We start from the raw sequence: 26293 nt of genomic DNA on the forward strand, positions 1-26293 counted from the left end.
AGTGTCTTAGATAAACATCCCGTTATGTATGCCGAAGGTAAATAGCCGGTAAAGCCGCTTTGCTTAATGCTCGCCAGTGCTTATCGTTCAGCCTCCCGTAGAAGAAGCCCCCGCGCCCATGGTTGATCATTCAATGCAATCCTCCTCCCGTAGTCCCCGTCGCTGGCTGTTCGGCCTTCTTGTCCTGTTGATCGTCGCGGGTGCCTGCTGGAAGTTCTGGCCAGCCAGCACTGACCATAAGGCGGGCGAAAAGCCGAAAGCCGCTGCCGGGCATACGGGCAAGGCCGGAGGGATGCGTCCAGGGTTTGGCGGGGCGAGCGGGCCGATTCCGGTGCGCGTGGCACCGGCGGTCAAGGGTGATTTCCCGCTGTATTACAAGGCGCTGGGCACGGTCACGGCGCTCAACACCATCAATGTGCGCAGCCGGGTGGCGGGCGAGTTGATGAAAGTTGCCTTCGAGGAAGGGCAGATGGTCAAGGCCGGCGACTTGTTGGCCGAGATCGACCCGCGTCCTTACCAGAATGCCTTGCTCCAGGCCGAAGGCACTTTGCTGCAAAACCAGGCGCAACTGAAAAACGCCCAGGTCGATGTCGAGCGTTATCGCGGTCTGTTTAAAGAAGACAGTATCGCCAAGCAGACCCTGGACACCGCCGAAGCGCTGGTTGGCCAATACCTGGGCACGGTCAAGACCAACCAGGCAGCGGTCAACGACGCCAAGCTCAATCTCGAATTCACCAAGATCCGCGCACCGATCACCGGGCGTGTCGGTTTGCGCCAGCTGGACGTCGGCAACCTTGTCGCCGCCAATGACACCACCGCGCTGGCCATCATCACCCAGACCCAACCGATCAGCGTGGTCTTCACCCTGCCGGAAAACAGCCTCGACACCGTGCTGGCCCGCTACCACACCGGCGCCAAACTGCCGGTGGAAGCCTGGGACCGTGGTGACATGAAATTGCAGGCCAGCGGCGTGTTGCAGAGCCTCGACAACCAGATCGACGTCACCACCGGTACCCTGAAATTCAAGGCGCGCTACGAGAACCGCGATCAAGCGTTGTTCCCCAACCAGTTCGTCAATGTGCACTTGCTGGCCGACACCCTCAAAGACGTGACACTCGCACCCTCGGCGGCGATTCAGTTCGGCACCAACGGCACCTTCGTCTATGCCATGGACGGGGACAAGAAGGTCACGATCCGTCAGTTGAAAGTCGGCGCCAGTGACGGCAACAACACTGTCATCACCGATGGCCTGGCCGTCGGTGATCGCGTGGTCCTGGAAGGCACCGACCGCCTGAAGGAAGGCAGCGAAGTGGAAGTGGTCAACGACAGCCAGGATGTACCGACCACCCCGACCGAACACCTGCAAGGCAAGTCGGCGGCCAAGACCCCTGACGCGACCGCCAACGACAAGGTGAAGAAGGGCGCATGAACATCTCGCGGCTGTTCATCCTTCGCCCGGTCGCCACGACCCTGAGCATGCTGGCCATTATCCTGGCCGGCATCATCGCTTATCGTTTGTTGCCAGTGTCGGCGTTGCCCCAGGTCGATTACCCGACCATCCGCGTCATGACGCTCTATCCCGGCGCCAGCCCGGATGTGATGACCAGTGCGGTGACCGCGCCGCTTGAGCGTCAGTTCGGGCAAATGCCCGGCCTGACCCAAATGGCGTCCACCAGTTCGGGCGGCGCTTCGGTGCTGACCCTGCGGTTCAGCCTCGACATCAATATGGACGTCGCCGAGCAACAGGTGCAGGCCGCGATCAATGCCGCGACCAATTTGCTGCCCAAGGACCTGCCGGCACCGCCGGTGTACAACAAGGTCAACCCGGCGGACACCCCGGTGCTGACCCTGGCCATCACCTCCAAGACCATGCTGCTGCCCAAACTCAATGATTTGGTCGACACCCGCATGGCGCAGAAAATCGCCCAGATCAGCGGCGTCGGCATGGTCAGCATTGCCGGCGGCCAGCGTCAGGCGGTGCGGATCAAGGTCAACCCCGAGGCCCTGGCGGCCAATGGCTTGAACCTGTCGGATGTGCGCACCCTCGTCGGCGCGTCCAACGTCAACCAGCCCAAGGGCAACTTCGACGGCCCGACCCGGTGTCGATGCTCGACGCAAACGATCAGCTGACTTCGCCCAAGGACTACGCCAACCTGATCCTCGCTTACGCCAATGGTGCACCGTTGCGGCTCAAGGACGTGGCGGAAATCGTCGACGGCGCCGAAAACGAACGACTGGCGGCATGGGCCAATGAAAACCAGGCCGTGTTGCTGAACATCCAGCGCCAGCCCGGTGCCAACGTGATTGAGGTGGTCGACCGGATCAAGGCTTTGCTGCCGAGCATCACCGACAACCTGCCGGCCGGCCTGCAAGTCACCGTCCTGACCGACCGCACCCAGACCATCCGCGCCTCCGTTACCGACGTACAACACGAACTGCTGATCGCCATCGCGTTGGTCGTCATGGTGACGTTCCTGTTCCTGCGTCGTGCTAGCGCGACGATCATTCCATCGGTTGCCGTGCCGCTGTCGTTGATCGGCACTTTCGGCGTGATGTACCTCGCGGGGTTCTCGGTCAACAACCTGACTCTGATGGCCCTGACCATCGCCACCGGTTTCGTGGTGGACGATGCGATCGTCATGCTGGAGAACATCTCCCGATTTATCGAAGAAGGCGACAGCCCGCTGAATGCGGCGCTCAAGGGCGCTAAGCAGATCGGCTTCACCCTGGTTTCCCTGACCCTGTCGCTGATTGCGGTACTGATCCCGCTGCTGTTCATGGCCGACGTGGTGGGGCGTTTGTTCCGGGAATTCGCCATCACCCTGGCGGTGGCGATCCTGATTTCCCTGGTCGTGTCGCTGACCCTGACGCCGATGATGTGCGCGCGGCTGCTCAAGCGTGAACCCAAGGAAGAAGAGCAGGGCCGTTTCTATCGCGCCAGCGGCGCAACCATCGACTGGATGATCGCGGCTTACGGGCGCAAGTTGCAGTGGGTGCTCAAGCACCAGCCGCTGACCTTGATGGTGGCCATCGCCACCCTGGGTCTGACCGTATTCCTTTACATGATCGTGCCCAAAGGCTTCTTCCCGGTGCAGGACACCGGGGTGATCCAGGGTATTTCCGAGGCGCCGCAGTCGATTTCCTTTGCCGCGATGAGCGAGCGTCAGCAAGAGCTGGCCAAAGTGATTCTGGCCGACCCGGCAGTGGAAAGCCTGTCGTCCTACATTGGTGTGGACGGGGACAACTCGACGCTCAACAGCGGTCGCATGTTGATCAACCTCAAACCCCACAGCGCGCGGGACCTTAGCGCGACGAAAATCATTGCGCGCCTGCAACCGGAAGTCGACAAGTTGATCGGCATTCGCCTGTTCATGCAGCCGGTGCAGGATTTGACCATCGAAGATCGGGTCAGCCGCACGCAGTACCAGTTCAGCATGTCGTCACCAGACGCCGAATTGCTCAGCCTGTGGAGCGGGCGCCTGGTCGAAGCCCTGGCTCATCGGTCGGAACTGACCGACGTCGCCAGCGATTTGCAGGACAAGGGCTTGCAGGTGTACCTGGTGATCGACCGTGATGCGGCGTCGCGGGTTGGTGTGTCGGTGCAGAACATCACCGATGCGCTGTACGACGCTTTCGGCCAGCGGCAGATTTCGACCATCTACACCCAGGCCAGCCAGTACCGCGTGGTGCTGCAATCGCAGTCCGGCGAGAAAATCGGCCCGGACGCGCTGAACCAGATTCACGTCAAGACCACGTCGGGCGGCCAGGTGCGCCTGTCCAGCCTGGCGCATGTCGAGCAACGCCAGACGCAATTGGCGATCACTCACATCGGCCAGTTCCCGGCGGTGATGATGTCGTTCAACCTGGCCCCCGGCGTGGCGCTGGGGCATGCGGTGGAGATCATCGATCAGGTGCAAAAGGACATCGGCATGCCGATCGGCGTGCAGACCCAGTTCCAGGGTGCGGCCGAAGCCTTCCAGGCGTCGCTGTCGAGCACCTTGCTGCTGATCCTGGCGGCGGTGGTGACCATGTACATCGTGCTCGGCGTGCTCTACGAAAGTTACATTCACCCGATCACCATCCTCTCGACCTTGCCCTCGGCGGCGGTCGGCGCCTTGCTGGCGTTGCTGCTGACCGGCAATGACCTGGGGATGATCGCGATCATCGGCATCATCCTGCTGATCGGCATCGTGAAGAAGAACGCGATCATGATGATCGACTTTGCCCTCGACGCTGAGCGCAATCAGGGCATGGCGCCGGAGCAGGCGATTTACCAGGCGGCGCTGCTGCGTTTCCGGCCGATTTTGATGACCACCCTGGCTGCATTGTTCGGCGCGGTGCCGTTGATGCTGGCCACCGGTTCCGGGGCAGAGCTGCGTCAACCGTTGGGTCTGGTGATGGTCGGTGGTTTGCTGGTGAGCCAAGTGCTGACGCTGTTCACCACCCCGGTGATCTACCTGTATTTCGACCGTCTCGGTCGGCGCTGGGAGCCATAAGTCTGCAGCCGTGGAAGCGGTAGAGCAGCCATGAACCTGTCCGGACCCTTCATCAAGCGCCCGGTCGCGACCATGTTGCTGAGCCTGGCGATCATGCTGTTGGGCGGGGTGAGTTTCGGCCTGTTGCCGGTGGCGCCATTGCCGCAGATGGACTTCCCGGTGATCGTGGTCCAGGCCAGTCTGGCGGGGGCGAGCCCGGAAGTGATGGCATCGACCGTGGCCACGCCGCTTGAACGTTCCTTCGGCGCCATCGCCGGGGTCAACACCATGAGCAGCCGCTCCAGCCAGGGCTCGACCCGAGTGATTTTGCAGTTCGACATGGACCGCGACATCAATGGCGCGGCGCGGGAAGTGCAAGCGGCGATCAACGCCTCGCGCAACCTGCTGCCGAGCGGGATGCGCAGCATGCCGACCTACAAGAAGGTCAACCCGTCGCAAGCGCCGATCATGGTGTTGTCGCTGACCTCGGACGTGCTGGAGAAAGGTCAGCTCTACGACCTGGCCTCGACCATTCTGTCCCAGAGCCTGTCCCAGGTGCAGGGCGTAGGTGAAGTGCAGATCGGCGGCAGCTCCTTGCCAGCGGTGCGCATCGAGCTCGAACCCCAGGCGCTGAACCAGTACGGCGTGGCGCTGGACGATGTGCGCAATACCATCGCCAACGCCAACGTGCGCCGACCCAAGGGCTCGGTCGAAGATGACCAGCGTTTGTGGCAGGTCCAGGCCAACGATCAACTGGAAAAGGCCAAGGATTACGAATCGCTGATCATCCACTACAACAACGGCGCGGCCCTGCGCCTGAAGGATGTGGCCAAGGTCAGCGATGGCGTCGAGGACCGCTACAACAGCGGCTTCTTCAACAATGACGCGGCGGTGCTGTTGGTGATCAACCGTCAGGCCGGCGCCAACATCATCGAAACGGTCAACGAGATCAAGGCGCAGTTGCCGGCGTTGCAGGCGGTGCTGCCGGCCAGCGTCAAGCTGAACCTGGCGATGGACCGGTCGCCGGTGATCAAGGCAACGTTGCACGAAGCGGAAATGACCCTGCTGATCGCCGTGGCGCTGGTGATTCTGGTGGTGTACCTGTTTTTGGGTAACTTCCGTGCCTCGCTGATTCCGACTCTGGCGGTGCCGGTGTCGCTGGTCGGCACTTTTGCGGTGATGTACCTGTACGGGTTTTCCCTGAACAACCTGTCGCTGATGGCGCTGATTCTGGCAACGGGGTTGGTGGTGGACGATGCCATCGTGGTGCTGGAGAACATTTCCCGGCACATCGACGAAGGCGTGCCGCCGATGAAAGCGGCGTACCTCGGCGCCCAGGAGGTCGGCTTCACCTTGCTGTCGATGAACGTCTCGCTGGTGGCGGTGTTCCTGTCGATCCTGTTTATGGGCGGGATCATCGAAAGCCTGTTTCGCGAATTTTCCATTACCCTCGCGGCGTCCATCGTGGTGTCGCTGATCGTGTCGTTGACCCTGACGCCAATGCTTTGCGCACGCTGGCTCAAGCCGCACACACCGGGCCAGGAAAACCGTCTGCAACGCTGGAGCCGGCGCGTCAATGAATGGCTGGTCGGCAAATACGCCACCAGCCTCGACTGGGTGCTGCGTCACCGACGCCTGACGCTGCTCAGCCTGCTCATCACCGTAGGTGTCAACGTCGCACTGTACGTGGTGGTGCCGAAAACCTTCATGCCGCAACAGGACACCGGCCAACTGATCGGTTTCGTCCGTGGTGACGACGGGCTGTCGTTCAGCGTAATGCAGCCGAAGATGGAGACCTTCCGGCGCGCCGTGCTCAAGGACGATGCGGTGCAAAGCGTGGCCGGTTTCATCGGCGGCACCAACGGCACGAATAACGCCTTTATGCTGGTGCGGTTGAAACCGATCAAGGAGCGCAATATTTCCGCGCAAAAGGTCATCGAACGTCTGCGCAAGGAAATGCCCAAGGTCGCCGGCGCTCAACTGATGCTGATGGCCGACCAGGACCTGCAATTTGGTGGCGGTCGTGAACAGACCACCTCGCAGTACTCCTACATCATTCAAAGTGCCGACCTGGGTTCGTTGCGCGAGTGGTACCCGAAAGTCGTCACCGCGCTGCGGGGCTTGCCGCAGCTGACCGCGATTGATGCCCGTGAAGGACGCGGCGCGCAGCAGGTGACGCTGATTGTCGACCGCGACCAGGCCAAACGCCTGGGGGTCGACATGGACATGGTCACGGCGGTATTGAACAACGCTTACGCCCAGCGGCAGATTTCAACGATCTATGACAGCCTCAACCAGTATCAGGTGGTGATGGAGGTCAATCCGATATACGCCCAGGATCCGATTACGCTTAAACAGGTTCAGGTCATCACCTCCACCGGCGCACGGATTCCGCTGTCGACCATTGCGCACTACGAAAACAGCCTGGAAGACGACCGGGTCAGCCACGAAGGCCAGTTCGCTTCCGAAAGCATCTCCTTCGACATGGCCGAAGGCGTGACAGTGGAGCAGGGCACGGCGGCTATCGAGCGGGCGATTGCCAAGCTCGGCATGCCGGAAGACGTGATCGTGAAAATGGCCGGCACCGCCGACGCTTTCGCGGCCACGCAGAAGAGCCAGCCGTTCATGATTCTCGGCGCGTTGGTGGCGGTGTACCTGGTGTTGGGCGTGCTGTATGAAAGTTATATCCACCCGCTGACGATTCTGTCGACCTTGCCGTCGGCCGGGGTCGGTGCGTTGCTGTCGATCTATGCCTTGGGCGGGGAGTTCAGCCTGATCTCGCTGTTGGGGCTGTTCCTGTTGATCGGGGTGGTGAAGAAAAACGCCATTCTGATGATCGACCTCGCGTTGCAACTGGAACGGCATCAGGGCATGAGTCCGCTGGATTCGATTCGCAGCGCCTGCCTGCAACGTCTGCGACCCATTCTGATGACCACCCTGGCGGCGATCCTCGGTGCTCTGCCGTTGCTGCTCAGCCGTGCCGAAGGCGCTGAAATGCGTCAGCCGCTGGGCCTGACCATCATCGGCGGGCTGATTTTCAGCCAGGTGCTGACCCTTTACACCACCCCGGTGGTTTACCTCTATCTCGACAAACTGCGCCATGGTTTCAACAAATGGCGTGGGGTACGTACCGATGCAGCTCTGGAAACTCCGCTATGACTGACCGTTCGCTTATCACTCTGGCTGCACCGATTGCCATGGCTCGAGGCTCGCGTGTGTTGAGCCTTGCACTGTGCGTGGCCATGCTCAGCGCTTGCGCCGTCGGCCCGGACTACCAGCGCCCGCCAACCGCGCAACCGGCGCAGTACAAGCAAGCCGAAGGCTGGCGACAGGCCAATCCCAGCGATTCGCTGGCCCGTGGTGCCTGGTGGGAGTTGTACGGCGATCAGCAGCTCAACGGCCTGATCGAAAAACTCAACAACGCCAACCAGACCGTCGCCCAGGCCGAAGCCCGGTATCGTCAGTCCCAGGCCTTGGTCAGCAGCGCCCGTGCAGCGTTTTACCCGACGGTTGATTTGAGCGCAGGCAAAACCCGCTCCAGTCAGGGCGCCGGCAGCAGTAGCTCCAGCCTGAGCAGTTCCGCCAGCGGTATTCGCGACACCTACAACGCTCAACTGGGCGTCAGTTGGGAAGCGGACATCTGGGGCAAACTGCGTCGCGGGCTGGAGGCCAACGAGGCCACGGCCGAAGCGAGTTTCGCCGACCTTGCGGCCATGCGCCTGAGCCAGCAGTCGGAGCTGGTGCAGAACTACTTGCAGTTGCGGGTGATCGATCAGCAGAAGCGTCTGCTGGAATCGACGGTCGTGGCGTACCAACGTTCGCTGCAAATGACCCAGAACCAGTACCGTGCCGGTGTGTCCGGGCGTGATGCGGTGGCCCAGGCCCAGACCCAGCTCAAGACCACCCAGGCCAACCTGGTGGACCTGATCTGGCAACGTGCCCAGTTCGAAAACGCCATCGCCGTGCTGATCGGCCAGGCGCCCGCCGAGTTCAACCTGGCGCAAACCCAGGATATCCCGAAACTGCCGCAGATTCCCCTCAGCCTGCCGTCGCAGCTACTTGAACGGCGCCCGGACATTGCTTCCGCCGAGCGCTCGGTGATTGCCGCCAACGCCAACATCGGCGTGGCGAAAGCTGCCTACTACCCGGACTTGAGCCTGAGCCTCAGTGGCGGTTACAGCAGCAGTACGTCCAGCAACCTGATCAGCTTGCCGAACCGCTTCTGGTCGGTGGGGCCGAAAGTGACGCTGCCTCTGTTCGACGGCGGCGCGCGCTCGGCGGAAGTCGATCGTAACGAAGCGCTCTACGACGAAACCGTGGCCAAGTATCGCCAGACCGTGCTCGATGGCTTCCGCGAGGTGGAAAACTACCTGGTGCAGCTCAAGGTTTATGAAAACGAAGCGACCGTGCGCCAGGAAGCCCTGGACGCGGCGCGCGACTCCTTGCGCTTGACCCAGAACCAGTACAAGGCCGGGTTGATTGCCTACCTGGACGTGGTCGTGGTTCAAGCCACCGCGTTGAGCAATGAACAAAGCGTGTTGACGGTGTTGCAGAGCAGGTTGATTGCCAGCGTGCAGTTGATTGCGGCGTTGGGCGGCGGTTGGGATGGGCCGCTTGAGATGAGCAAAAACCCGTAGGAGCTGCCGAAGGCTGCGATCTTTTGATTTGGCTTTTTCAAGATCAAGATCAAAAGATCGCAGGCTTCGCCAGCTCCTACAGTGACCGCGTAAGGCTGCTGATTCAGCGTAAGACGGAGGCCGCACGAGACGTGCATTTTGACGTCAGACAAGCGTTTCATCAGCTTGATGGCCATTTGATTATTTTGTCAGTGCGTTCTTCCGCGCAATCAGTACAATCGCCGACTTTGCCCCCGAGAACGGACGCAGTACGGAGGGCGGTCACGAGAAATATCATGCTCATCGGCACTTATTCCCCCACGCTGGTCTTCATCTCGCTGTGCGTGGCGATTCTCGCCTCGTATACCGCCCTGGATCTCACCGGTCGAATTGCCACCACCAAAGGCCTGGCCGTCCACCTGTGGACCGCCGGCGGCGCGGTTGCCATGGGCATTGGCGTCTGGTCGATGCATTTTATCGGCATGCTCGCCTTTAAATTACCGATTGATTTGGGCTACGACCTCGGCATCACTCTGCTCTCGCTGGTCATCGCCATCCTGTCCTGCGGCTTTGCCTTGTGGCTGGTCAGTCAGCCGAAGCTGCCGGCCTGGCAACTGGCCTTTGGCGCGCTGGTCATGGGCAGCGGGATCAGCGCCATGCATTACACCGGCATGGCGGCCATGCTCATGCAGCCAGGCATCGATTACGCCCCGACATTGTTCAGCGCCTCGCTGCTGATTGCCGTCGGGGCCTCGGCGGCCGCGTTGTGGATTGCCTTCCGCCTGCGCCAGCACACGCCATATGTGGGCATGATCCGTGGCGGTGCTGCGGTAATCATGGGATTCGCTATCGTCGGCATGCACTACACGGGCATGGCAGCGGCGAGTTTCCCGGACGGCAGCTTCTGCGGCGCAGCCCTCAGCGGATTGAGCGGCAAGGGCCTCGACAACCTGGTGTTGATCACCACCCTTGCGGTGTTGAGCATTGCCTTGCTGACCTCGATTCTCGATGCCCGCCTGGAAGCGCGCACCGCTGACCTCGCTCACTCGCTGACCGAAGCCAACCGCGAACTTACCCAACTGGCGCTGCACGACACGCTCACCGGCCTGCCGAACCGCACGTTGCTGGCAGACCGCATCGAGCTGGCCGTGTCGAAGGTACAGGAGCAGGGTGGTTGTTTTGCGCTGATGTTCATCGATCTGGACGGCTTCAAACCGGTCAACGATGCCTTCGGCCACCACATGGGCGACCAGTTGTTGCGTGAGGTCGGCTTGCGACTGCGCGAAGACTTGCGCAGCCAGGACACCCTGGCGCGGATTGGCGGTGACGAGTTCGTCTTGATGGTGCGTCTGAGCGAGCCAAACGATGCACTGAGCCTGGCGGCTCGTCAGGTCGGCTTGATCGCGCGTTCGTTCCGGGTGGCCGAACATGACCTGCAGATTTCCGCCAGCGTCGGCATCGCGCTCTACCCGGCAACGGCCAGACCGCACAAGAACTGCTGATGAATGCCGATGCCGCGATGTACCACGCCAAGGGCGCGGGCAAAAACGGCTACAGCTTCTTCGACGCCTCAATGAACAGCAACGCCCGCAAACAACTTCAGCTGTTGCAAGACCTGCGCACGGCCGTGGAACAGCAACAGTTCAGTCTTTACTACCAACCCAAATTCGACGCCAGCAATGGTCGCCCGGTGGGCGCCGAAGCCTTGTTGCGCTGGGAGCATCCGACCCAGGGCATGCTGTTGCCGGACAAATTCATTGAGTTGGCGGAAAAGACCGGACTGATCATTCCCATCGGCGAATGGGTGCTGAACGAAGCCTGTCGGCAGATGCGCGAATGGTATGTGCTTGGCTACACCGACTGGCGCATTGCGGTGAACCTTTCGGCGTTGCAGTTCTGCCACACAGGCTTGGTCCAAAGCGTGGCCAAGGCCTTGGCCATGCACCATTTGCCAGCCAACAGCCTGACCCTGGAAATCACCGAAACCACCGCCATGAGCGACGCCGACGCGAGCATGACCGTGCTTCGGGAGCTGTCGGAAATGGGCGTCGACCTGTCCATCGACGACTTCGGCACCGGCTATTCGAGCTTGATGTACCTCAAGCGCCTACCGGCCAACGAATTGAAAATCGACCGGGGCTTCGTCCGCGATCTTGAGCACGACAGCGACGATGCAGCCATCGTTTCGGCAATTGTTGCGCTCGGTCAGGCGCTGGGTTTGCGGATTGTCGCTGAAGGTGTGGAGACCGGCGTGCAGCAGGACTTCCTGACGAAACTGGGGTGTGACTCGTTGCAGGGTTACCTGCTAGGGCATCCGTTGCCGGCGGAGCGTTTTATGCTCGACATTCACCGTGGCGAGCAACTAGCCGCAGGCTGACCCCTTGTAGCAGCTGTCGAGCACCGCGAGGCAGCGTTCGGCGGCGCAGCCGTCGTGAAATCAGGCACCTCGGTGATTCAGGTAAACCGCCTGCGCTGGGTTTACGACGGCTGCGCCGCCGAACGCTGCCTCGCGGTGCTCGACAGCTGCTACAAGGGGTCAGCCATGACAGTTGATGCAGGCCCATGCAAAACCCGTCAATGGCGGTTATTCTTGCCCTCGACTGCTTAAGCTTGAAACGGGGGGAATGCAGCATGGAAAAAGTCATCGTCATCACCGGCGGCAGCCGAGGTATCGGCGCCGCCACGGCGCTGTTAGCTGCAGCGCAAGGCTATCGGATCTGTATCAACTATCAGGCTGACGAAAAGGCCGCGCAAAGCGTGCTGGAACAAGTTCGCGCCCTGGGGGCACAAGCGATTGCGGTACGCGCGGATGTCAGCATCGAAGACGAAGTGGTCGCCATGTTCCAACGGGTCGACACTGAACTGGGCCGGGTCACCGCGCTGGTGAACAACGCCGGCACCGTCGGGCACAAGTCCAGGGTCGACGAAATGTCCGAGTTCCGCATTCTCAAAATCCTCAAGACCAACGTCCTGGCGCCGATCCTCTGCGCCAAGCACGCGATCCTGCGCATGTCGCCCAAGCACGGCGGGCAGGGCGGCAGCATCGTCAATGTGTCGTCGGTGGCTGCACGGTTGGGGGCGCCGAGCGAATACGTGGATTACGCCGCCTCCAAGGGTGCGCTCGATACCTTCACCATTGGCTTGTCCAAGGAAGTGGCGGGCGAGGGGATTCGTGTCAACGCGGTACGGCCCGGTTACATCTACACCGACTTTCACGCGTTGAGCGGCGACCCGGATCGGGTCAGCAAGCTGGAATCGGCGATCCCGATGGCCCGTGGCGGGCGACCCGATGAAGTGGCGGAGGCGATTGTCTGGTTGTTGTCGGATAAGGCTTCTTATGCGACGGGGACGTTTGTTGATCTTGGGGGTGGGCGTTAAGCCTTAAGGTTTGCGTTGCCCGGACGGGCCTCTTCGCGAGCAGGCTCGCTCCCACATTGGATTGAGGTGAACACATTATTTGTGACTACCACCGAACCCCTGTGGGAGCGAGCCCGCTCGCGATGGCGATAGCCGAGACAACATCGAAGCTTCAGAACGACCGCACAATCCGTCCCAACGTCTCCATCGCCTTCTCCGCAGCCTCATTCCAAGGACTGCCGTAGTTCAACCGAATACAATTCCTGAAGCGCTGGGTCGGTGAAAAGATCGGCCCCGGCGCAATGCTGATGCCTTGGGCCAGCGCCATCTGGAACAACTTCAACGAATCCATTTGCGGTGGCAGTTCCAGCCACAGAAAGTAGCCGCCGGCCGGTTGGCTGACGCGGGTCTGTACCGGGAAGTAGCGGGCAATGGCGGCGAGCATGGCGCTTTGCTGTTCTTCCAGGGCGTAGCGCAATTTTCGCAGGTGCCGGTCGTAGCCGCCGTGTTGCAGGTAGTCGGCGATGGCCGCCTGGGCCGGCATTGAGGCGCAGAGCGAGGTCATGAGTTTCAGCCGTTCGATTTTCTGCGCATAGCGCCCGGCAGCAACCCAGCCGATGCGGTAGCCGGGGGCCAGGCTCTTGGCGAACGAACCGCAATGCATCACCAACCCTTCGGTGTCGAACGCCTTGGCCGGTTTTGGCGCTTGCTGGCCGTAATAGAGTTCGGCGTAGACGTCGTCCTCGATCAACGGCACCTGATGGCTGCGCAGCAGTTCTACCAGTTCCTGTTTCTTCGCTTCGGGCATGGTTGCGCCCATCGGGTTCTGGAAGCTGGTCATGCACCAGCAGGCCTTGATCGGGTGGCGTTCCAGGGTTTGCGCGAGCACGCCGAGGTCGATGCCGTCACGCGGGTGCACCGGGATTTCCACGGCTTTGAGCTTCAAGCGTTCCAGCACTTGCAGGCTGGCGTAGAACGCCGGGGCTTCGATGGCCACCAGGTCGCCGGGTTCGGTGACGGCTTGCAGGCACAGGTTCAACGCTTCGAGGGCGCCGTTGGTGATCAGCAGTTCTTCCATCGGCAGCATCAGCCCGCCGACCATGTAGCGCAGGGCGATCTGCCGGCGCAACTGCGGGTTGCCCGGCGACATGTCGGTGACGACCATGCGCGGGTCCATTTCCCGGGCGGCACTGGCCAGGGAGCGGGACAGGCGTTGCAGTGGGAACAGCGTCGGGCTGGGGAACGCCGAGCCAAACGGAACGGTGGTCGGGTCCTTGATCGAATCGAGCACCGAGAACACCAGTTCACTGACGTCGACTTCGGTGGACTCGTTGACCTGGCTGCTGATCACCGGCTCCGAGAACGGGCTCGGGGCGTGGGTGTTGACGAAGTAGCCGGAACGCGGCCGGGCACGGATCAGGCCGCGACGTTCCAGCAGGTAATAGGCCTGGAACACCGTGGACGGGCTGACCCCGTAAGTCTGGCTGGCGTAGCGCACCGATGGCACGCGCTGGCCAGGGCCGAGGACGCCGGAGCGGATCAGTTCAGCGATGTCATCGGCGAATTTTTCGTAGCGTTTCATCGAGTGCCCGGGTTGGTGTCATTTAGAAAATGGTCGCATTCGGAGCCGCCAAGATCGCAGCCTTCGGCAGCTCCTACATTGGATTGTCGTACCCCCGTAGGAGCTGCCGAAGGCTGCGATCTTTCAGGCTCTGTATCTTAAAGGTTCAACGATTCATCGGCGCAACAAACCGGCTCTTCGCCACGCTGTAAATGCCCGGCTCGTCACTGTCGACAATCTTGAAGGCAATGGTCTGCGAGCTGCTGCTCGGCCGTTCCGTGGTCATCGCCACCGACACCGGCACATCGACAATCTCACCCGGCGCCAGGCTCAGCTCGGTCTTGCCTTTGCAGCTGGAAGCCATCGTCGTCCACCAGGCTCAGGCGATAATCCTGACGCTGCTGGGTCTTGTTGATGACTTTGAGGCTGTAGATGTTTTCGATCTGTCCTTCGCTGTTCTCACGGTACATGCCACGGTCTTTGGTGACGTCCAGCGACACCATCGGCCGCTCCACCAACGCCATGGCCAATGCGCCGATCATCACCAACAGCACCGTCGTGTAACCAATCAATCGCGGCCGCAGCAGGTGGGTCTTGCCGCCTTGCAACTCATGCTCCGAGGTGTAGCTGATCAGGCCGCGAGGGTAGTTCATTTTGTCCATGATCGAATCGCAGGCGTCGATGCACGCCGCGCAGCCGATGCATTCCATCTGCAAGCCGTCGCGGATGTCGATGCCGGTCGGGCAGACCTGCACGCAAAGCTGGCAGTCGATGCAATCACCGAGGCCAACCTCGGCCGGTTTGACCTCGCGTTTGCGCGGGCCACGGTTTTCGCCACGGGCCACGTCGTAGGAAATGGTCAGGGTGTCCTTGTCGAACATCACGCTCTGGAACCGCGCATACGGGCACATGTGCATGCACACCGCTTCGCGCAGCCACCCGGCATTGATGTACGTGGCGCCGGTGAAGAAGATGACCCAGAACAAACTGACACCGGCCATTTGCAGGGTCAGCAGTTCTTCGGCCAGCGGCCGGATTGGCGTGAAGTAACCGACAAAGGTCAGGCCAGTGAGCAAGCTGATTGCCAGCCATAGCGTGTGCTTGGTCGAGCGCCGCAGCAGTTTGTTCAGGCCCCAGGGCGCGGCTTGCAGCTTGATGCGCTGGTTGCGCTCGCCTTCGGTGATTTTTTCGCACCACATGAAGATCCAGGTCCAGGAGCTCTGCGGGCAGGTGTAGCCGCACCAGACGCGGCCGGCGAACACGGTGATTGCAAACAGGCCGAACGCGGCGATGATCAACAGCGCCGAAAGCAGGATGAAATCCTGCGGCCAGAAAGTCGCGCCAAAGATGTGGAATTTGCTTTCGGACAAGTCCCAGAGCACTGCTTGGCGGCCACCCCAGTTCAACCACACCGTGCCAAAAAACGCGATGAACAGAAAGCCTGCACCGCTCATGCGCAAGGTGCGGAACAGACCGGTGAAGCTGCGGGTGTGGATCAGGTTATCGCTGGATTTGGCCTTCATCTTTGGACGCGAAGGCTCATAGCGCTGTACGACTGGGGCGCTTTCTACGGTTCGGACGGGGATTCTATCGCTCATGGTCTTTCGCTCATCAGCCTCCATCAGGCCGCTGCACTATGAGCGTCGATCTGTTTGCATAACAGACTCAGTTATTGCAATAAAAAGCGGATCAGATGGAATTTAAGCGAGTACCTGCGACAAGTTGATGCACCTGCCGCCGCTGGCTGCGGGCGCCTATCTCAGGCGCCCGGGGCGGTTGTTGATCCGGGTCAGTCAAATCACCGAATCACTGTCGGTGGCCTTCAAATGCTTACGACCGTCGACAGCGCCTGCTACGGTCAATGCGTCGGCTTCTGCTTCGGTGATGTAGATGCGTTCGCCGTTGATCTCCACCGCGGACATGGCTTTTTCCGAGTCGGTGATGATGGTGACGTCGGGGCACAGACGAATCTCTTCGCCATTTTCGGTGATGAAAAAGCAGGTCTGGCTTTCGATGCGCACGGTCATGGGACTGTCCTTATTTTTGGTGGAGGCTAAAACGTTAGGTCGCCAGGAACGGCCATCGTTCTGTGCAACCGATTAATGGTCGGCGCGGTCCATCCTCTACAACCGACCAAGAATAAGGACTGGCCCGTGGATGCCTGGTGGCATGAAGTTTGGGTGACGCTGCAAGCGGAGTTCGCTGATGTCACCGATGCGAAGCAATTGACGCAGATCACCGTGCGCTTGCTGATTGCGGCGGTGCTGGGTGGCGTTCTGGGTTTTGAGCGCGAGCAAAAGGGCAAGGCTGCCGGCGTACGCACGCACATGCTGATGGCGTTGGGCGCGGCGTTGTTTGTGCTGGTGCCGCAAATGTCCGGCTCCCAGGCCGATGCCATGAGCCGGGTGGTGCAGGGGGATTGCCGGGATCGGCTTTCTCGGCGCCGGGACTATCCTGAAGAACAGCGAGGGCGACGAGGGTCATGTAAAAGGGCTGACCACCGCCGCCGGTTTGTGGATGACGGCGGTCATTGGCGTTTCGGCCGGATTGGGACGCGAGGCGACGGCGGTGCTTAGTACGTTGCTGGCATTGGCGATTTTCAGCGTGATGCCAGCGGTGGTGCGACTGATCGACAAGGATCGTAACCCGTAAACACTCGCAAAACCTCTGTAGGAGCTGCCGAAGGCTGCGATCTTTTGATCTTGAGCTTTTGGCGTCTTGGCGATCGCTGAAGATCAAGATCAAAGATCGCAGCCTTCGGCAGCTCCTACGTGGGATTGTGCAAATGCCGCCCACGTGGGGTTGTGCAAACGTTACGGACTGACGATCACCGGCGGCATGCTTGTCGGTGGTTCTTCGCGAGGTGGCGGGGTCGTGCCCGGTGGCTCTTGCTCGGGCACCGGGTCCGGTTCGGTCTCGGGAATGGTCGGGGTGTCGATGTTCGGCTCCGGCGTTTCGGCAGGGATCGGGATACTCATCGGTCAAGCCTCCTTGTGGCACATGGCGTGAGTCGTGCTTTAGTGGATTGACCACCGCGCAAAGGTTTTGATTCCCTCGAGCGCTCAGGCAAATCCCCGTGAACTTTTAGCGGCGCCTGTCGCTCGGAACCTAAGTGAGTTCATTCCGGGACGGACCGGCCCATGTGGATGAATATCAAGCACAAGAGCGTCCTTGGGGCGTTAAGGAGAGATGCTCGATGATCGCTGAAAAACCGACAGAACTCAGTTACAACCCGCACATGCCGCTGTCGCAGGCATTGTTGCTGCCGCGCATTGTCATCGAAGACACCATGCCGACCCTCGATGGCGGGCAGTTCGCCGTTAAAGCCGTGGTCGGTCAGGACGTGTTGGTCACCAGCAAGGTGTTTGCCGACGGTCACGACAAACTGGCTGTGCGCATTCGCTGGCGCAACGAGGGTGAAGAGTCCTGGCACAGCGAAACCATGCAGGAGCTGGGCAACAATGGCTGGCAGGGCCGGTTCCGGGTCGAGCGCCAGGGCCGGCATATGTACTGCATCGAAGCCTGGATCGATCTGTTCGCCAGCTTCTGTTACGAGCTGGAAAAGAAACACACCGCCCGCGTGCCGGTGAGCCTGGAGTTGCAGGAAGGCCGGACGCTGGTCCAGCAGGCCGTCGAGCGCAGCGACGGTCAGCTCAGCGAACAACTGGCGGGGCTGCACCATGAACTGTCCGGGCTGCTCGAAACCGAGCAGGTTGCGCTGTTTCTGCACCAGCGTAGCGCCGAACTCATGGCCCAGGCCGATCACCGCGCTTTCCTGAGTCTGAGCCCGGAATACCCGCTGGATGTGGAACGGGATATCGCCCAATTTGCCAGTTGGTACGAGCTGTTTCCACGCTCGATCACCGACGATCCGACCCGTCATGGCACCTTTAACGACGTGCACGCGCGATTGCCGATGATTCAGGACATGGGCTTCGATGTGCTGTACTTTCCGCCGATTCATCCGATCGGGCGCAGTTACCGCAAAGGCCCGAACAATTCCCTGACCGCCGGACCCGACGATCCGGGCAGTCCGTATGCCATTGGCAGCGCCGAGGGCGGGCACGAGGCGATTCACTCCGAGCTGGGCACCCGCGAAGACTTTCGCAGGCTGGTCGTTGCGGCGGCGGATCATGGGCTGGAAATCGCTCTCGACTTTGCCATCCAGTGTTCCCAGGACCACCCGTGGCTTGAACAGCATCCGGGCTGGTTCAACTGGCGCCCCGACGGCACGATCAAATACGCCGAGAACCCGCCGAAGAAATACCAGGACATCGTCAACGTTGATTTCTACGCCGCCGACGCAATTCCCAGCCTCTGGGTTGAGTTGCGCGACATCGTGGTCGGGTGGGTCGAGGAGGGCGTGAAGATCTTTCGCGTCGACAACCCGCACACCAAACCGCTGCCGTTCTGGCAATGGCTGATCGCCGATGTCCGGGCGCTGCACCCGGAAGTGATCTTCCTCGCCGAAGCCTTTACCACCCCGGCGATGATGGCTCGACTGGGCAAGGTAGGTTACTCCCAGAGCTACACGTACTTTACCTGGCGCAACACCAAGTACGAACTGTCGACCTATTTCAGCGAGCTGAACGAGTCGCCGTGGCGCGAATGCTTCCGCCCGAACTTCTTCGTCAACACGCCGGACATCAACCCGGGGTTTCTCCACGAATCCGGGCGTCCGGGGTTTCTCATCCGCGCGGCGCTGGCGACTATGGGCTCAGGCCTTTGGGGCATGTATTCAGGCTTCGAGCTGTGCGAAGCCGCCGCCGTGCCGGGTAAGGAGGAATACCTCGATTCCGAGAAGTACGAGATCCGTCCACGGGACTTCAATGCGTCGGGCAACATCATTGCCGAGATCGCCCAGCTCAACCGTATCCGTCGGCAAAACCCGGCACTACAGACGCATCTGGGGCTGAAACTCTACAACGCCTGGAACGACAACATTCTGTATTTCGGCAAACGCAGCGCCGACGGCAGCAACTTCATTCTGGTGGCCATCAGCCTCGATCCGCATAACGTCCAGGAAGCGAGTTTCGAGTTGCCGCTGTGGGAAATGGGCCTGCCCGACGACGCCAGCACCCAGGGCGAAGACTTGATGAACGGCCATCGCTGGACCTGGTACGGCAAATACCAATTCATGCGGATCGACCCGGCGCATCAGCCGTTCGGCATCTGGCGGATTACCGCCTCTTGAGTGCAGGCATCGACGGCTGCTGATTCACCCCGTAGGAGCTGCCGAAGGCTGCGATCTTTTGATCTCAAGCTTTTGGCGCCTTGGACATTGCCGAAGATCAAGATCAAAAGATCGCAGCCTTCGGCAGCTCCTACACTGGGTTGCCAGTGCCAAGTGGGTGTTGCGCCTTACTCGCGCTATCGAATTCAACAGGAGTTTCAAATGGCGAAGAAACCCAAGTCAGCCACCTTTATCAAAGACCCGCTCTGGTACAAGGATGCGGTGATTTATCAGGTTCATGTTAAGTCTTTTTTCGACTCCAACAACGACGGAATCGGCGACTTTCCCGGTCTGATCGCCAAACTCGATTACATTGCCGATCTGGGCGTCAACACCATCTGGCTATTGCCGTTCTATCCCTCGCCACGCCGGGATGACGGTTACGACATTGCCGAATACCGCGGCGTCCATCCAGACTACGGGACCATGGCCGATGCCAGGCGCTTCATCGCAGAGGCCCACAAACGCGGCCTGCGAGTGATCACCGAGCTGGTCATCAACCACACCTCCGACCAGCATGCCTGGTTCCAGCGCGCACGCAAGGCCAAGAAAGGCTCGGCCGCCCGGGACTTCTACGTCTGGTCCGATGACGATCAAAAGTACGACGGCACCCGCATCATTTTCCTCGACACCGAGAAGTCCAACTGGACCTGGGACCCGGTCGCCGGCCAGTACTTCTGGCACCGTTTCTACTCCCACCAACCGGATCTTAACTTCGACAACCCGCAAGTCATGAAAGCCGTGCTCTCGGTGATGCGCTACTGGCTCGACATGGGCATCGACGGGCTGCGGCTTGATGCGATCCCGTACCTGATCGAACGCGACGGTACCAACAACGAAAACCTGCCCGAGACGCACGACGTCCTCAAGCAGATCCGTGCCGAAATCGACGCCAATTACCCCGACCGCATGTTGCTGGCCGAGGCCAACCAATGGCCGGAAGACACTCAGCTGTACTTCGGTGACACCGACGCCAAGGGCCTGAACGGCGACGAATGCCACATGGCGTTCCACTTCCCGCTGATGCCGCGCATGTACATGGCGCTGGCCCAGGAAGACCGTTTCCCGATCACCGATATCCTGCGTCAGACCCCGGAAATCCCGGCCAACTGCCAGTGGGCGATTTTCCTGCGCAACCATGATGAGCTGACCCTGGAAATGGTCACCGACAAGGAGCGTGATTACCTGTGGAATTACTACGCGGCCGACCGTCGGGCGCGGATCAACCTGGGGATTCGCCGCCGTCTCGCGCCGCTGATGGAGCGCGACCGCCGTCGTGTCGAGCTGCTCAACAGTTTACTGCTGTCGATGCCCGGCACGCCGACCATGTATTACGGCGATGAAATCGGCATGGGCGACAACATCTACCTCGGCGACCGCGATGGCGTGCGTACGCCGATGCAATGGTCGATTGACCGTAACGGCGGCTTCTCCCGCGCCGATCCGGCCAGCCTGGTGCTGCCGCCAATCATGGACCCGCAATACGGCTACCTCTCAGTCAACGTCGAAACCCAGGCTGGCGACCCGCATTCACTGCTGAACTGGACCCGGCGCATGCTGGCAGTGCGCAAGCAGTCCAAGGCCTTCGGTCGCGGCACGCTGAAAATGCTTTCGCCGAGCAACCGCAGGATTCTGGCCTACACCCGTGAGTTCACTGGCGCCGACGGCAAACACGAAATCATTCTGTGTGTGGCCAACGTGTCCCGCAGTGCGCAGGCGGCAGAACTCGACTTGTCAGCCTACGCCGGCATGGTTCCGGTGGAGATGCTCGGCGGTAACGCCTTCCCGCCGATCGGCCAGTTAAATTTCCTCCTGACCCTGGCTCCATACGGTTTCTACTGGTTTGTACTCGCGGCCGAAAACCAGATGCCGAGCTGGCACGTGGAACCGGCGCAAAGCCTGCCGGACTTCACCACGCTGGTGCTGAAAAAACGCATGGAAGAACTGCTCGAAGCGCCGTCTCGCGGCACACTGGAACAAGGCATCTTGCCGAACTGGTTGCAGAACCGTCGCTGGTTTGCCGGCAAGGACACGGCCATCGACAGCGTCAACATCGCTTATGGCGTGCGTTTCGGTGACCCGCTGCATCCGGTGTTGTTGAGTGAAATCGACGTCACCAGCGCCGGCCAGACCAGTCGCTATCAACTGCCGTTTGGCTTTATCTCCGAAGATCAGGTTGGCGCGGCGTTGCCGCAACAACTGGCATTGTCGCGGGTTCGGCGAGTGCGCCAGGTCGGTTTGATCACCGATGCGTTCAGCCTCGACACTTATATCCGCGCCGTGCTGGAAGGCCTGCAGGCCAGTACCGTGTTGCAGTCCAGCGAAGGCGAGATTCGTTTCGAACCGACCGCCGAACTGGCCAAGCGCGGTCTGACCGCTGAATCGGAAGTGCGTTACCTGGCCGCCGAACAGTCCAACAGTTCGGTGGTGATCGGCAACAGCCTGGTGCTGAAATTGATCCGCAAACTCGCCTCGGGCGTGCACCCGGAACTGGAAATGAGCGCGTACCTGACCGCCGCCGGTTTCGGCAATATTTCGCCATTGCTCGGTTCGGTGATTCGTCGTGATTCGAAGGGCGAAGACACCCTGTTGATGATTGCCCAAGGTTATTTGAGCAATCAGGGCGACGCCTGGGAATGGACGCAGAACAACCTTGAACGGGCGCTGCGGGACGAACTGGCCGACGCCATGTCCGAGCAGGAGCAGCACTACAACGCCCTCGGCGAACTGAAAGATTTCGCTGGCATGCTGGGCCAGCGCCTGGGGGAAATGCACGCGGTGCTGGCAACGCCGACCGACGACCCGGACTTCGCCCCACAAATCACCTCACAAAAGGATGCCCTGGCTTCGGCCAGGGACGTGGCGGCGCAACTGGAACACGCCTTGAAGTTGCTCAAGCAGCATCAAAGCGAACTGAACCCGGCAGACAAAGCCTTGGTCAGTCATTTGCTGGACAACAAAAAAGCCATTCTTGGCCATGTCCAGCAACTCGGTAAAAAAGCCGCGGGTGGGCTGCGTATTCGGGTCCACGGCGACTTGCATCTAGGCCAGGTACTGGTGATCAAGGGTGACGCCTACTTGATCGACTTCGAAGGTGAGCCGGCGCGGCCACTCAGCGAGCGGCGCGGCAAGCACAGCCCGTATAAAGATGTGAGCGGGGTGTTACGTTCGTTCGATTACGCGGCAGCGATGGCGATCAACGTGCATAACGTCGATAACACCGCCGATGCCCAGGCAGCCCGACAACGGGTGGCCGCTCGTTATTTAAGTGAAGCGCGACAGGCATTTATCGACGCTTATCGGCTGGCGGCAGCTAGTCTTGCTCATGCGTGGCAAGATCCTGAGGGCGAAGACGCCGCATTGGCGTTGTTCGGTCTGGAGAAGGCGGCCTATGAAGTGGCTTATGAGGCGGAAAATCGCCCCACCTGGCTGCCGGTGCCGTTGCACGGTTTGTATGGGTTATTGAGTGGGCTCAAACCCTTTTCCGATCTTGGTGGAGAGTAGTCATGAGTTTCTCGAACACGGAACAGGGTCACCACAAAGAAACACTGCTGCCCAGGGCGTCGGACATTGATGCGTTGGTACGCGCAGAACACCACGACCCGTTTGCCATACTCGGCCCTCACGGCGATGACAATGGCGGGCAATTCATCCGGGCCTATCTGCCAGACGCTTTAAGCGTTCAGGTGCTGGCCAAGGATTCCGGCGAAGAGCTCGGCAGCCTTGAAGCCACTCAGACGCCGGGGCTGTTTGTCGGCCACTTCAACCGCGCCCAGCCTTACCTGCTGTGCACCCGGTGGGCCGGCGGCGAGCAAGTCGCCGAAGACCCTTACAGCTTCGGGCCGCTGCTCGGTGAGATGGACTTGTATCTGTTTGCCGAAGGCAATCACCGCGATCTCAGCGCCTGCCTCGGCGCGCAGTTGAAGAGCGTCGATGGCGTCGATGGCGTGCGGTTCGCTGTGTGGGCGCCAAATGCCAAACGGGTGTCGGTGGTCGGCGATTTCAACGTCTGGGACGGTCGTCGGCACCCGATGCGCCTGCGTCATCCGACCGGGGTCTGGGAGTTGTTCATTCCGCGCCTGCAAGCAGGGGAGGCGTACAAGTACGAAATCCTCGGCACGCAAGGCATTTTGCCGCTCAAGGCTGACCCGATGGCCCTGGCCACGCAAATGCCGCCGGACACTGCTTCGAAAGTCGCTTCGCCGCTGAACATCGACTGGCAGGACCACGAGTGGATGCAGTCCCGTGGCGAGCGTCAAAAACCGAGCGCGCCGCTGTCGATCTACGAGCTGCACGCCGGTTCCTGGCAGTGCGAGCTGGATGATCTGGGCGAAGTTGCCCGCCAGTACACCTGGCACGAATTGGCCGGGCGGCTGATTCCGTATGTGAAGGAGCTGGGTTTCACCCACATTGAGCTGATGCCGATCATGGAGCATCCGTTCGGCGGTTCCTGGGGATATCAGTTGCTCTCGCAATTTGCCCCGAGCGCTCGTTACGGCACGCCGGATGACTTCGCCGCGTTCGTCAACGCCTGTCACCAGGCTGAGATCGGCGTGATCCTCGACTGGGTGCCGGCGCATTTCCCTACCGATACCCACGGTCTGGCGCAGTTCGACGGCACGGCGCTGTATGAATACGCCAATCCGATGGAAGGCTTCCACCAGGATTGGGACACGCTGATCTACAACCTCGGCCGCACCGAAGTACACGGCTACATGCTCGCTTCGGCGCTGCACTGGCTCAAGCATTTCCACGTCGATGGCCTGCGGGTCGATGCGGTGGCGTCGATGCTCTATCGCGATTACTCGCGCAAGGCCGGCGAATGGGTGCCGAACCGCCATGGCGGCCGCGAGAACCTGGAAGCCATCGACTTCCTGCGCCATCTCAATGACGTCGTCGATCTCGAAGCGCCCGGCGCGCTGGTGATCGCTGAAGAGTCGACAGCCTGGCCGGGTGTCAGCCAGAACACCCAGCAGGGTGGCCTCGGTTTCGACTACAAGTGGAATATGGGCTGGATGCACGATTCGCTGCATTACATTCAGCAGGACCCGGTGTACCGCGCCCATCATCACAACGAGCTGAGTTTCGGCCTGGTGTACGCCTGGTCCGAGCGCTTTATCCTGCCGATTTCCCACGATGAGGTGGTGCACGGCAAGCATTCGCTGATCGACAAGATGCCTGGCGACCGCTGGCAGAAATTCGCCAACTTGCGGGCGTACCTGAGTTTCATGTGGGCGCATCCGGGCAAGAAGCTGTTGTTCATGGGCTGCGAGTTCGGCCAGTGGCGTGAGTGGAATCACGATCAGCAACTGGATTGGTACCTGTTGCAGTACTCGGAACACAAAGGCGTACAGAAACTGGTGGGTGACCTCAACCGGCTGTACCGCGAAGAGCCGGCGCTGCACGACCAGGACGACGCACCGCAAGGCTTCCAGTGGTTGATCGGTGATGATGCGATCAACAGCGTCTATGCCTTCATGCGCTGGAGCAAAGAGGGGCGGCCGGTGCTGGTGGTCGCCAACTTCACCCCGGTGCCGCGTCAGGCCTACCGGATCGGCGTGCCATTTGCCGGGCGCTGGACCGAGATGATCAACAGCGATGCCGACACCTACGCCGGTTCCAACTATGGCAATGGCGGCGGGGCGTTTACCGAGGAAGAACCGAGCCATGGCCAGGCGCTGTCGCTGGTGCTGAACTTGCCGCCGCTGGCGGTGTTGATTCTGCGTCCGGAGGGTTGATTTAAAACCGTGTCGCTCCCTTCGCGGGCAAGCCTCGCTCCTACAGGCGTTATGTCGTGCCGAAATGACGATGACGCGACCAACACAAATCCTGTAGGAGCGAGGCTTGCCCGCGAAGGCGCCAGATCAAACAACATACCTATTGCGGTTAACCCCTCACCACCGCATCCGAATCCCCAAACTCCCAATAATCCCGTTCAAATCATTCGCGTCCACGGCACTGCTGTAATCGGCACTGATGTACAAGCTGACGGTGGGCGAGACCCTGGCCACCAATCCAAGCCCCAACTCGACCGTGGATGAATTGCGACTGCTGCTGATCTTGTCCACCTGATCCAGTGTCACGGTATTCCCGGTATACATGGTGTGCCACAGGTTGGTCCGCACATAGGGTTCGACTGGCAGGCCATTGATGGCGTAGTTGCCTTTCAATTGGGCGCCGACCCGACCGCTCCAGGACGACAGATCGCTGCTGGTGGCGTTATTGGCACCGGCATAGGGCGTGTCCAGGGTAATGCGCTGGTTAACCAGCTGGACCTGGGGTTCGATCACCCAGTTGTCGCCCAGGCCGATGGGGAAACCACCTTCTACCGATACCGTCATCGCGCTGCCTTCAGCGGTTTGCCGCATCCCTTGGGCATCTCGGCTAAAGCCGTTGACCCGGCCGCCGCTGGCAGTCAAGTCGACGTGCCAGCCTTGGGGGCCGATCAGGCTCCAGTAGGCGCCGAGGGCCTGGCCTTGAAGGTTGAGGGTGTCGTTGCCGGGGTCAGTAAAGGCGCGATTGCTCAGCAGGCCGTTGCTGTTGCCCTGGTACTGGCTGATGCCCCCCACCAACCCGACTCGTTGCACCCGGCCGCCGCTGCTTTGCAGGGTCAGGATGGCCGGGCCTTTGAATTCGTCTGCGCCGGGGAGCGAAAAAGCCCCGGATAGAACATTGGTTTCTGCCAGGCGTGAAGCCTGCCCGTAGAGTTGATCCCAGGCACCCGGCGCGGCGTCTTCGATGGTCAGGTGTGAGCTTCGCATGTCCGGGGTTGCACTGAAGTGCCCCGGGTAAATGGCCGCGATGTTTGGCAAGGTCAACGTCGGGACGTCCTGGCGATACCAGGGGGTGGCGTCATCCTCGGCCGGCCCGGCCTGCACCTCCATGGACGAGCACAGCAGGAGTGAACCCGAGACCGTGTAAAAAGTAATTTTTATCTCTTGTTGGGTGAATGAAGTTTTCATGGAGGTCTACCTTGCAAACGCATGCCATATCGCGCTTTGGCGTCTCTCCTACCCCGAATGAGGGGCGACCGAATGGATTGGGGCAAGCC

The 26293-nt window shown here is 60.7% G+C and carries 11 protein-coding genes and 4 pseudogenes; 10 read left to right on the plus strand and 5 right to left on the minus strand.

The annotated features are described in order from the left end of the window. Nucleotides 1-118: 118 nt before the first annotated feature. The 6 genes and pseudogenes from JFV26_RS26415 to JFV26_RS26440 all read left to right on the plus strand — a co-directional run bounded on the left by JFV26_RS26415 (nt 119) and on the right by JFV26_RS26440 (nt 12469). A complete protein-coding gene (locus tag JFV26_RS26415; RefSeq protein WP_201196471.1) occupies nt 119-1429 on the plus strand; it encodes an MdtA/MuxA family multidrug efflux RND transporter periplasmic adaptor subunit in 1311 nt (436 codons plus the stop codon). Between the two features lie 47 nt (nt 1430-1476). Next, nucleotides 1477-4496 (plus strand): annotated as a pseudogene (locus tag JFV26_RS26420) (MdtB/MuxB family multidrug efflux RND transporter permease subunit). 30 nt (nt 4497-4526) lie between these two features. After that, on the plus strand, nt 4527-7634 hold the full coding sequence (locus JFV26_RS26425; protein ID WP_201196472.1) for an efflux RND transporter permease subunit: 3108 nt from the start codon (nt 4527-4529) through the stop codon (nt 7632-7634). Next, nucleotides 7631-9112, plus strand: a complete 1482-nt coding sequence (locus JFV26_RS26430; RefSeq protein WP_201196473.1) for an efflux transporter outer membrane subunit — start codon at nt 7631-7633, stop codon at nt 9110-9112. Before JFV26_RS26425 ends, JFV26_RS26430 begins: the two co-directional genes overlap by 4 nt. Nucleotides 9113-9387: 275 nt before the next feature. Next, a pseudogene (locus JFV26_RS26435) lies at nt 9388-11468 on the plus strand (putative bifunctional diguanylate cyclase/phosphodiesterase). 254 nt (nt 11469-11722) lie between these two features. Next, a complete protein-coding gene (locus JFV26_RS26440) occupies nt 11723-12469 on the plus strand; it encodes an SDR family oxidoreductase (protein WP_201196474.1) in 747 nt (248 codons plus the stop codon). Nucleotides 12470-12620: 151 nt separating this feature from the next. Here JFV26_RS26440 and mapR read toward each other — a convergent pair whose 3' ends face one another. The 3 genes and pseudogenes from mapR to JFV26_RS26455 form a co-directional block, all read right to left on the minus strand. Continuing rightward, complete coding sequence (mapR, locus tag JFV26_RS26445) at nt 12621-14030, minus strand: GntR family transcriptional regulator MpaR (protein ID WP_201196475.1); 1410 nt, start codon at nt 14028-14030, stop codon at nt 12621-12623. 145 nt (nt 14031-14175) lie between these two features. Then, nucleotides 14176-15607: pseudogene (gene ccoG / locus JFV26_RS26450) on the minus strand (cytochrome c oxidase accessory protein CcoG). 195 nt (nt 15608-15802) lie between these two features. Further along, the gene (locus JFV26_RS26455) at nt 15803-16036 is read right to left on the minus strand and encodes a DUF3203 family protein (protein WP_201196476.1); all 234 of its coding nucleotides are present in this window, start codon (nt 16034-16036) and stop codon (nt 15803-15805) included. 126 nt (nt 16037-16162) lie between these two features. Between JFV26_RS26455 and JFV26_RS26460 the strand changes: the two are divergent. After that, nucleotides 16163-16661: pseudogene (locus JFV26_RS26460) on the plus strand (MgtC/SapB family protein). A gap of 161 nt (nt 16662-16822) precedes the next feature. On the opposite strand, the gene JFV26_RS26465 reads toward JFV26_RS26460, so the two are convergent. Then, nucleotides 16823-16987 (minus strand): hypothetical protein, encoded by a 165-nt coding sequence (locus JFV26_RS26465; RefSeq protein ID WP_201196478.1) that lies wholly within the window; start codon nt 16985-16987, stop codon nt 16823-16825. 218 nt (nt 16988-17205) lie between these two features. Between JFV26_RS26465 and JFV26_RS26470 the strand changes: the two genes are divergently transcribed. The 3 genes from JFV26_RS26470 to glgB all read left to right on the plus strand — a co-directional run bounded on the left by JFV26_RS26470 (nt 17206) and on the right by glgB (nt 24980). Continuing rightward, nucleotides 17206-19203, plus strand: coding sequence for an alpha-1,4-glucan--maltose-1-phosphate maltosyltransferase (locus JFV26_RS26470; protein ID WP_201196480.1), 1998 nt, complete (start codon nt 17206-17208; stop codon nt 19201-19203). A 201-nt stretch (nt 19204-19404) separates the two neighbouring features. Then, on the plus strand, nt 19405-22746 hold the full coding sequence (gene treS, locus JFV26_RS26475; protein ID WP_201196482.1) for a maltose alpha-D-glucosyltransferase: 3342 nt from the start codon (nt 19405-19407) through the stop codon (nt 22744-22746). Between the two features lie 2 nt (nt 22747-22748). Then, nucleotides 22749-24980 (plus strand): 1,4-alpha-glucan branching protein GlgB, encoded by a 2232-nt coding sequence (gene glgB / locus JFV26_RS26480; RefSeq protein ID WP_201196484.1) that lies wholly within the window; start codon nt 22749-22751, stop codon nt 24978-24980. Nucleotides 24981-25136: 156 nt separating this feature from the next. Here the strand turns inward: glgB and JFV26_RS26485 are convergent, their stop codons facing one another. Next, entirely contained in the window at nt 25137-26204 is a 1068-nt protein-coding gene (locus tag JFV26_RS26485; RefSeq protein ID WP_201196485.1) for an autotransporter domain-containing protein, read from the minus strand. Nucleotides 26205-26293 lie beyond the last annotated feature (89 nt).

Origin of the sequence: Pseudomonas sp. TH31, from assembly GCF_016650815.1 — a bacterium.
In the GTDB taxonomy this organism is placed as follows: Bacteria; Pseudomonadota; Gammaproteobacteria; order Pseudomonadales; family Pseudomonadaceae; genus Aquipseudomonas.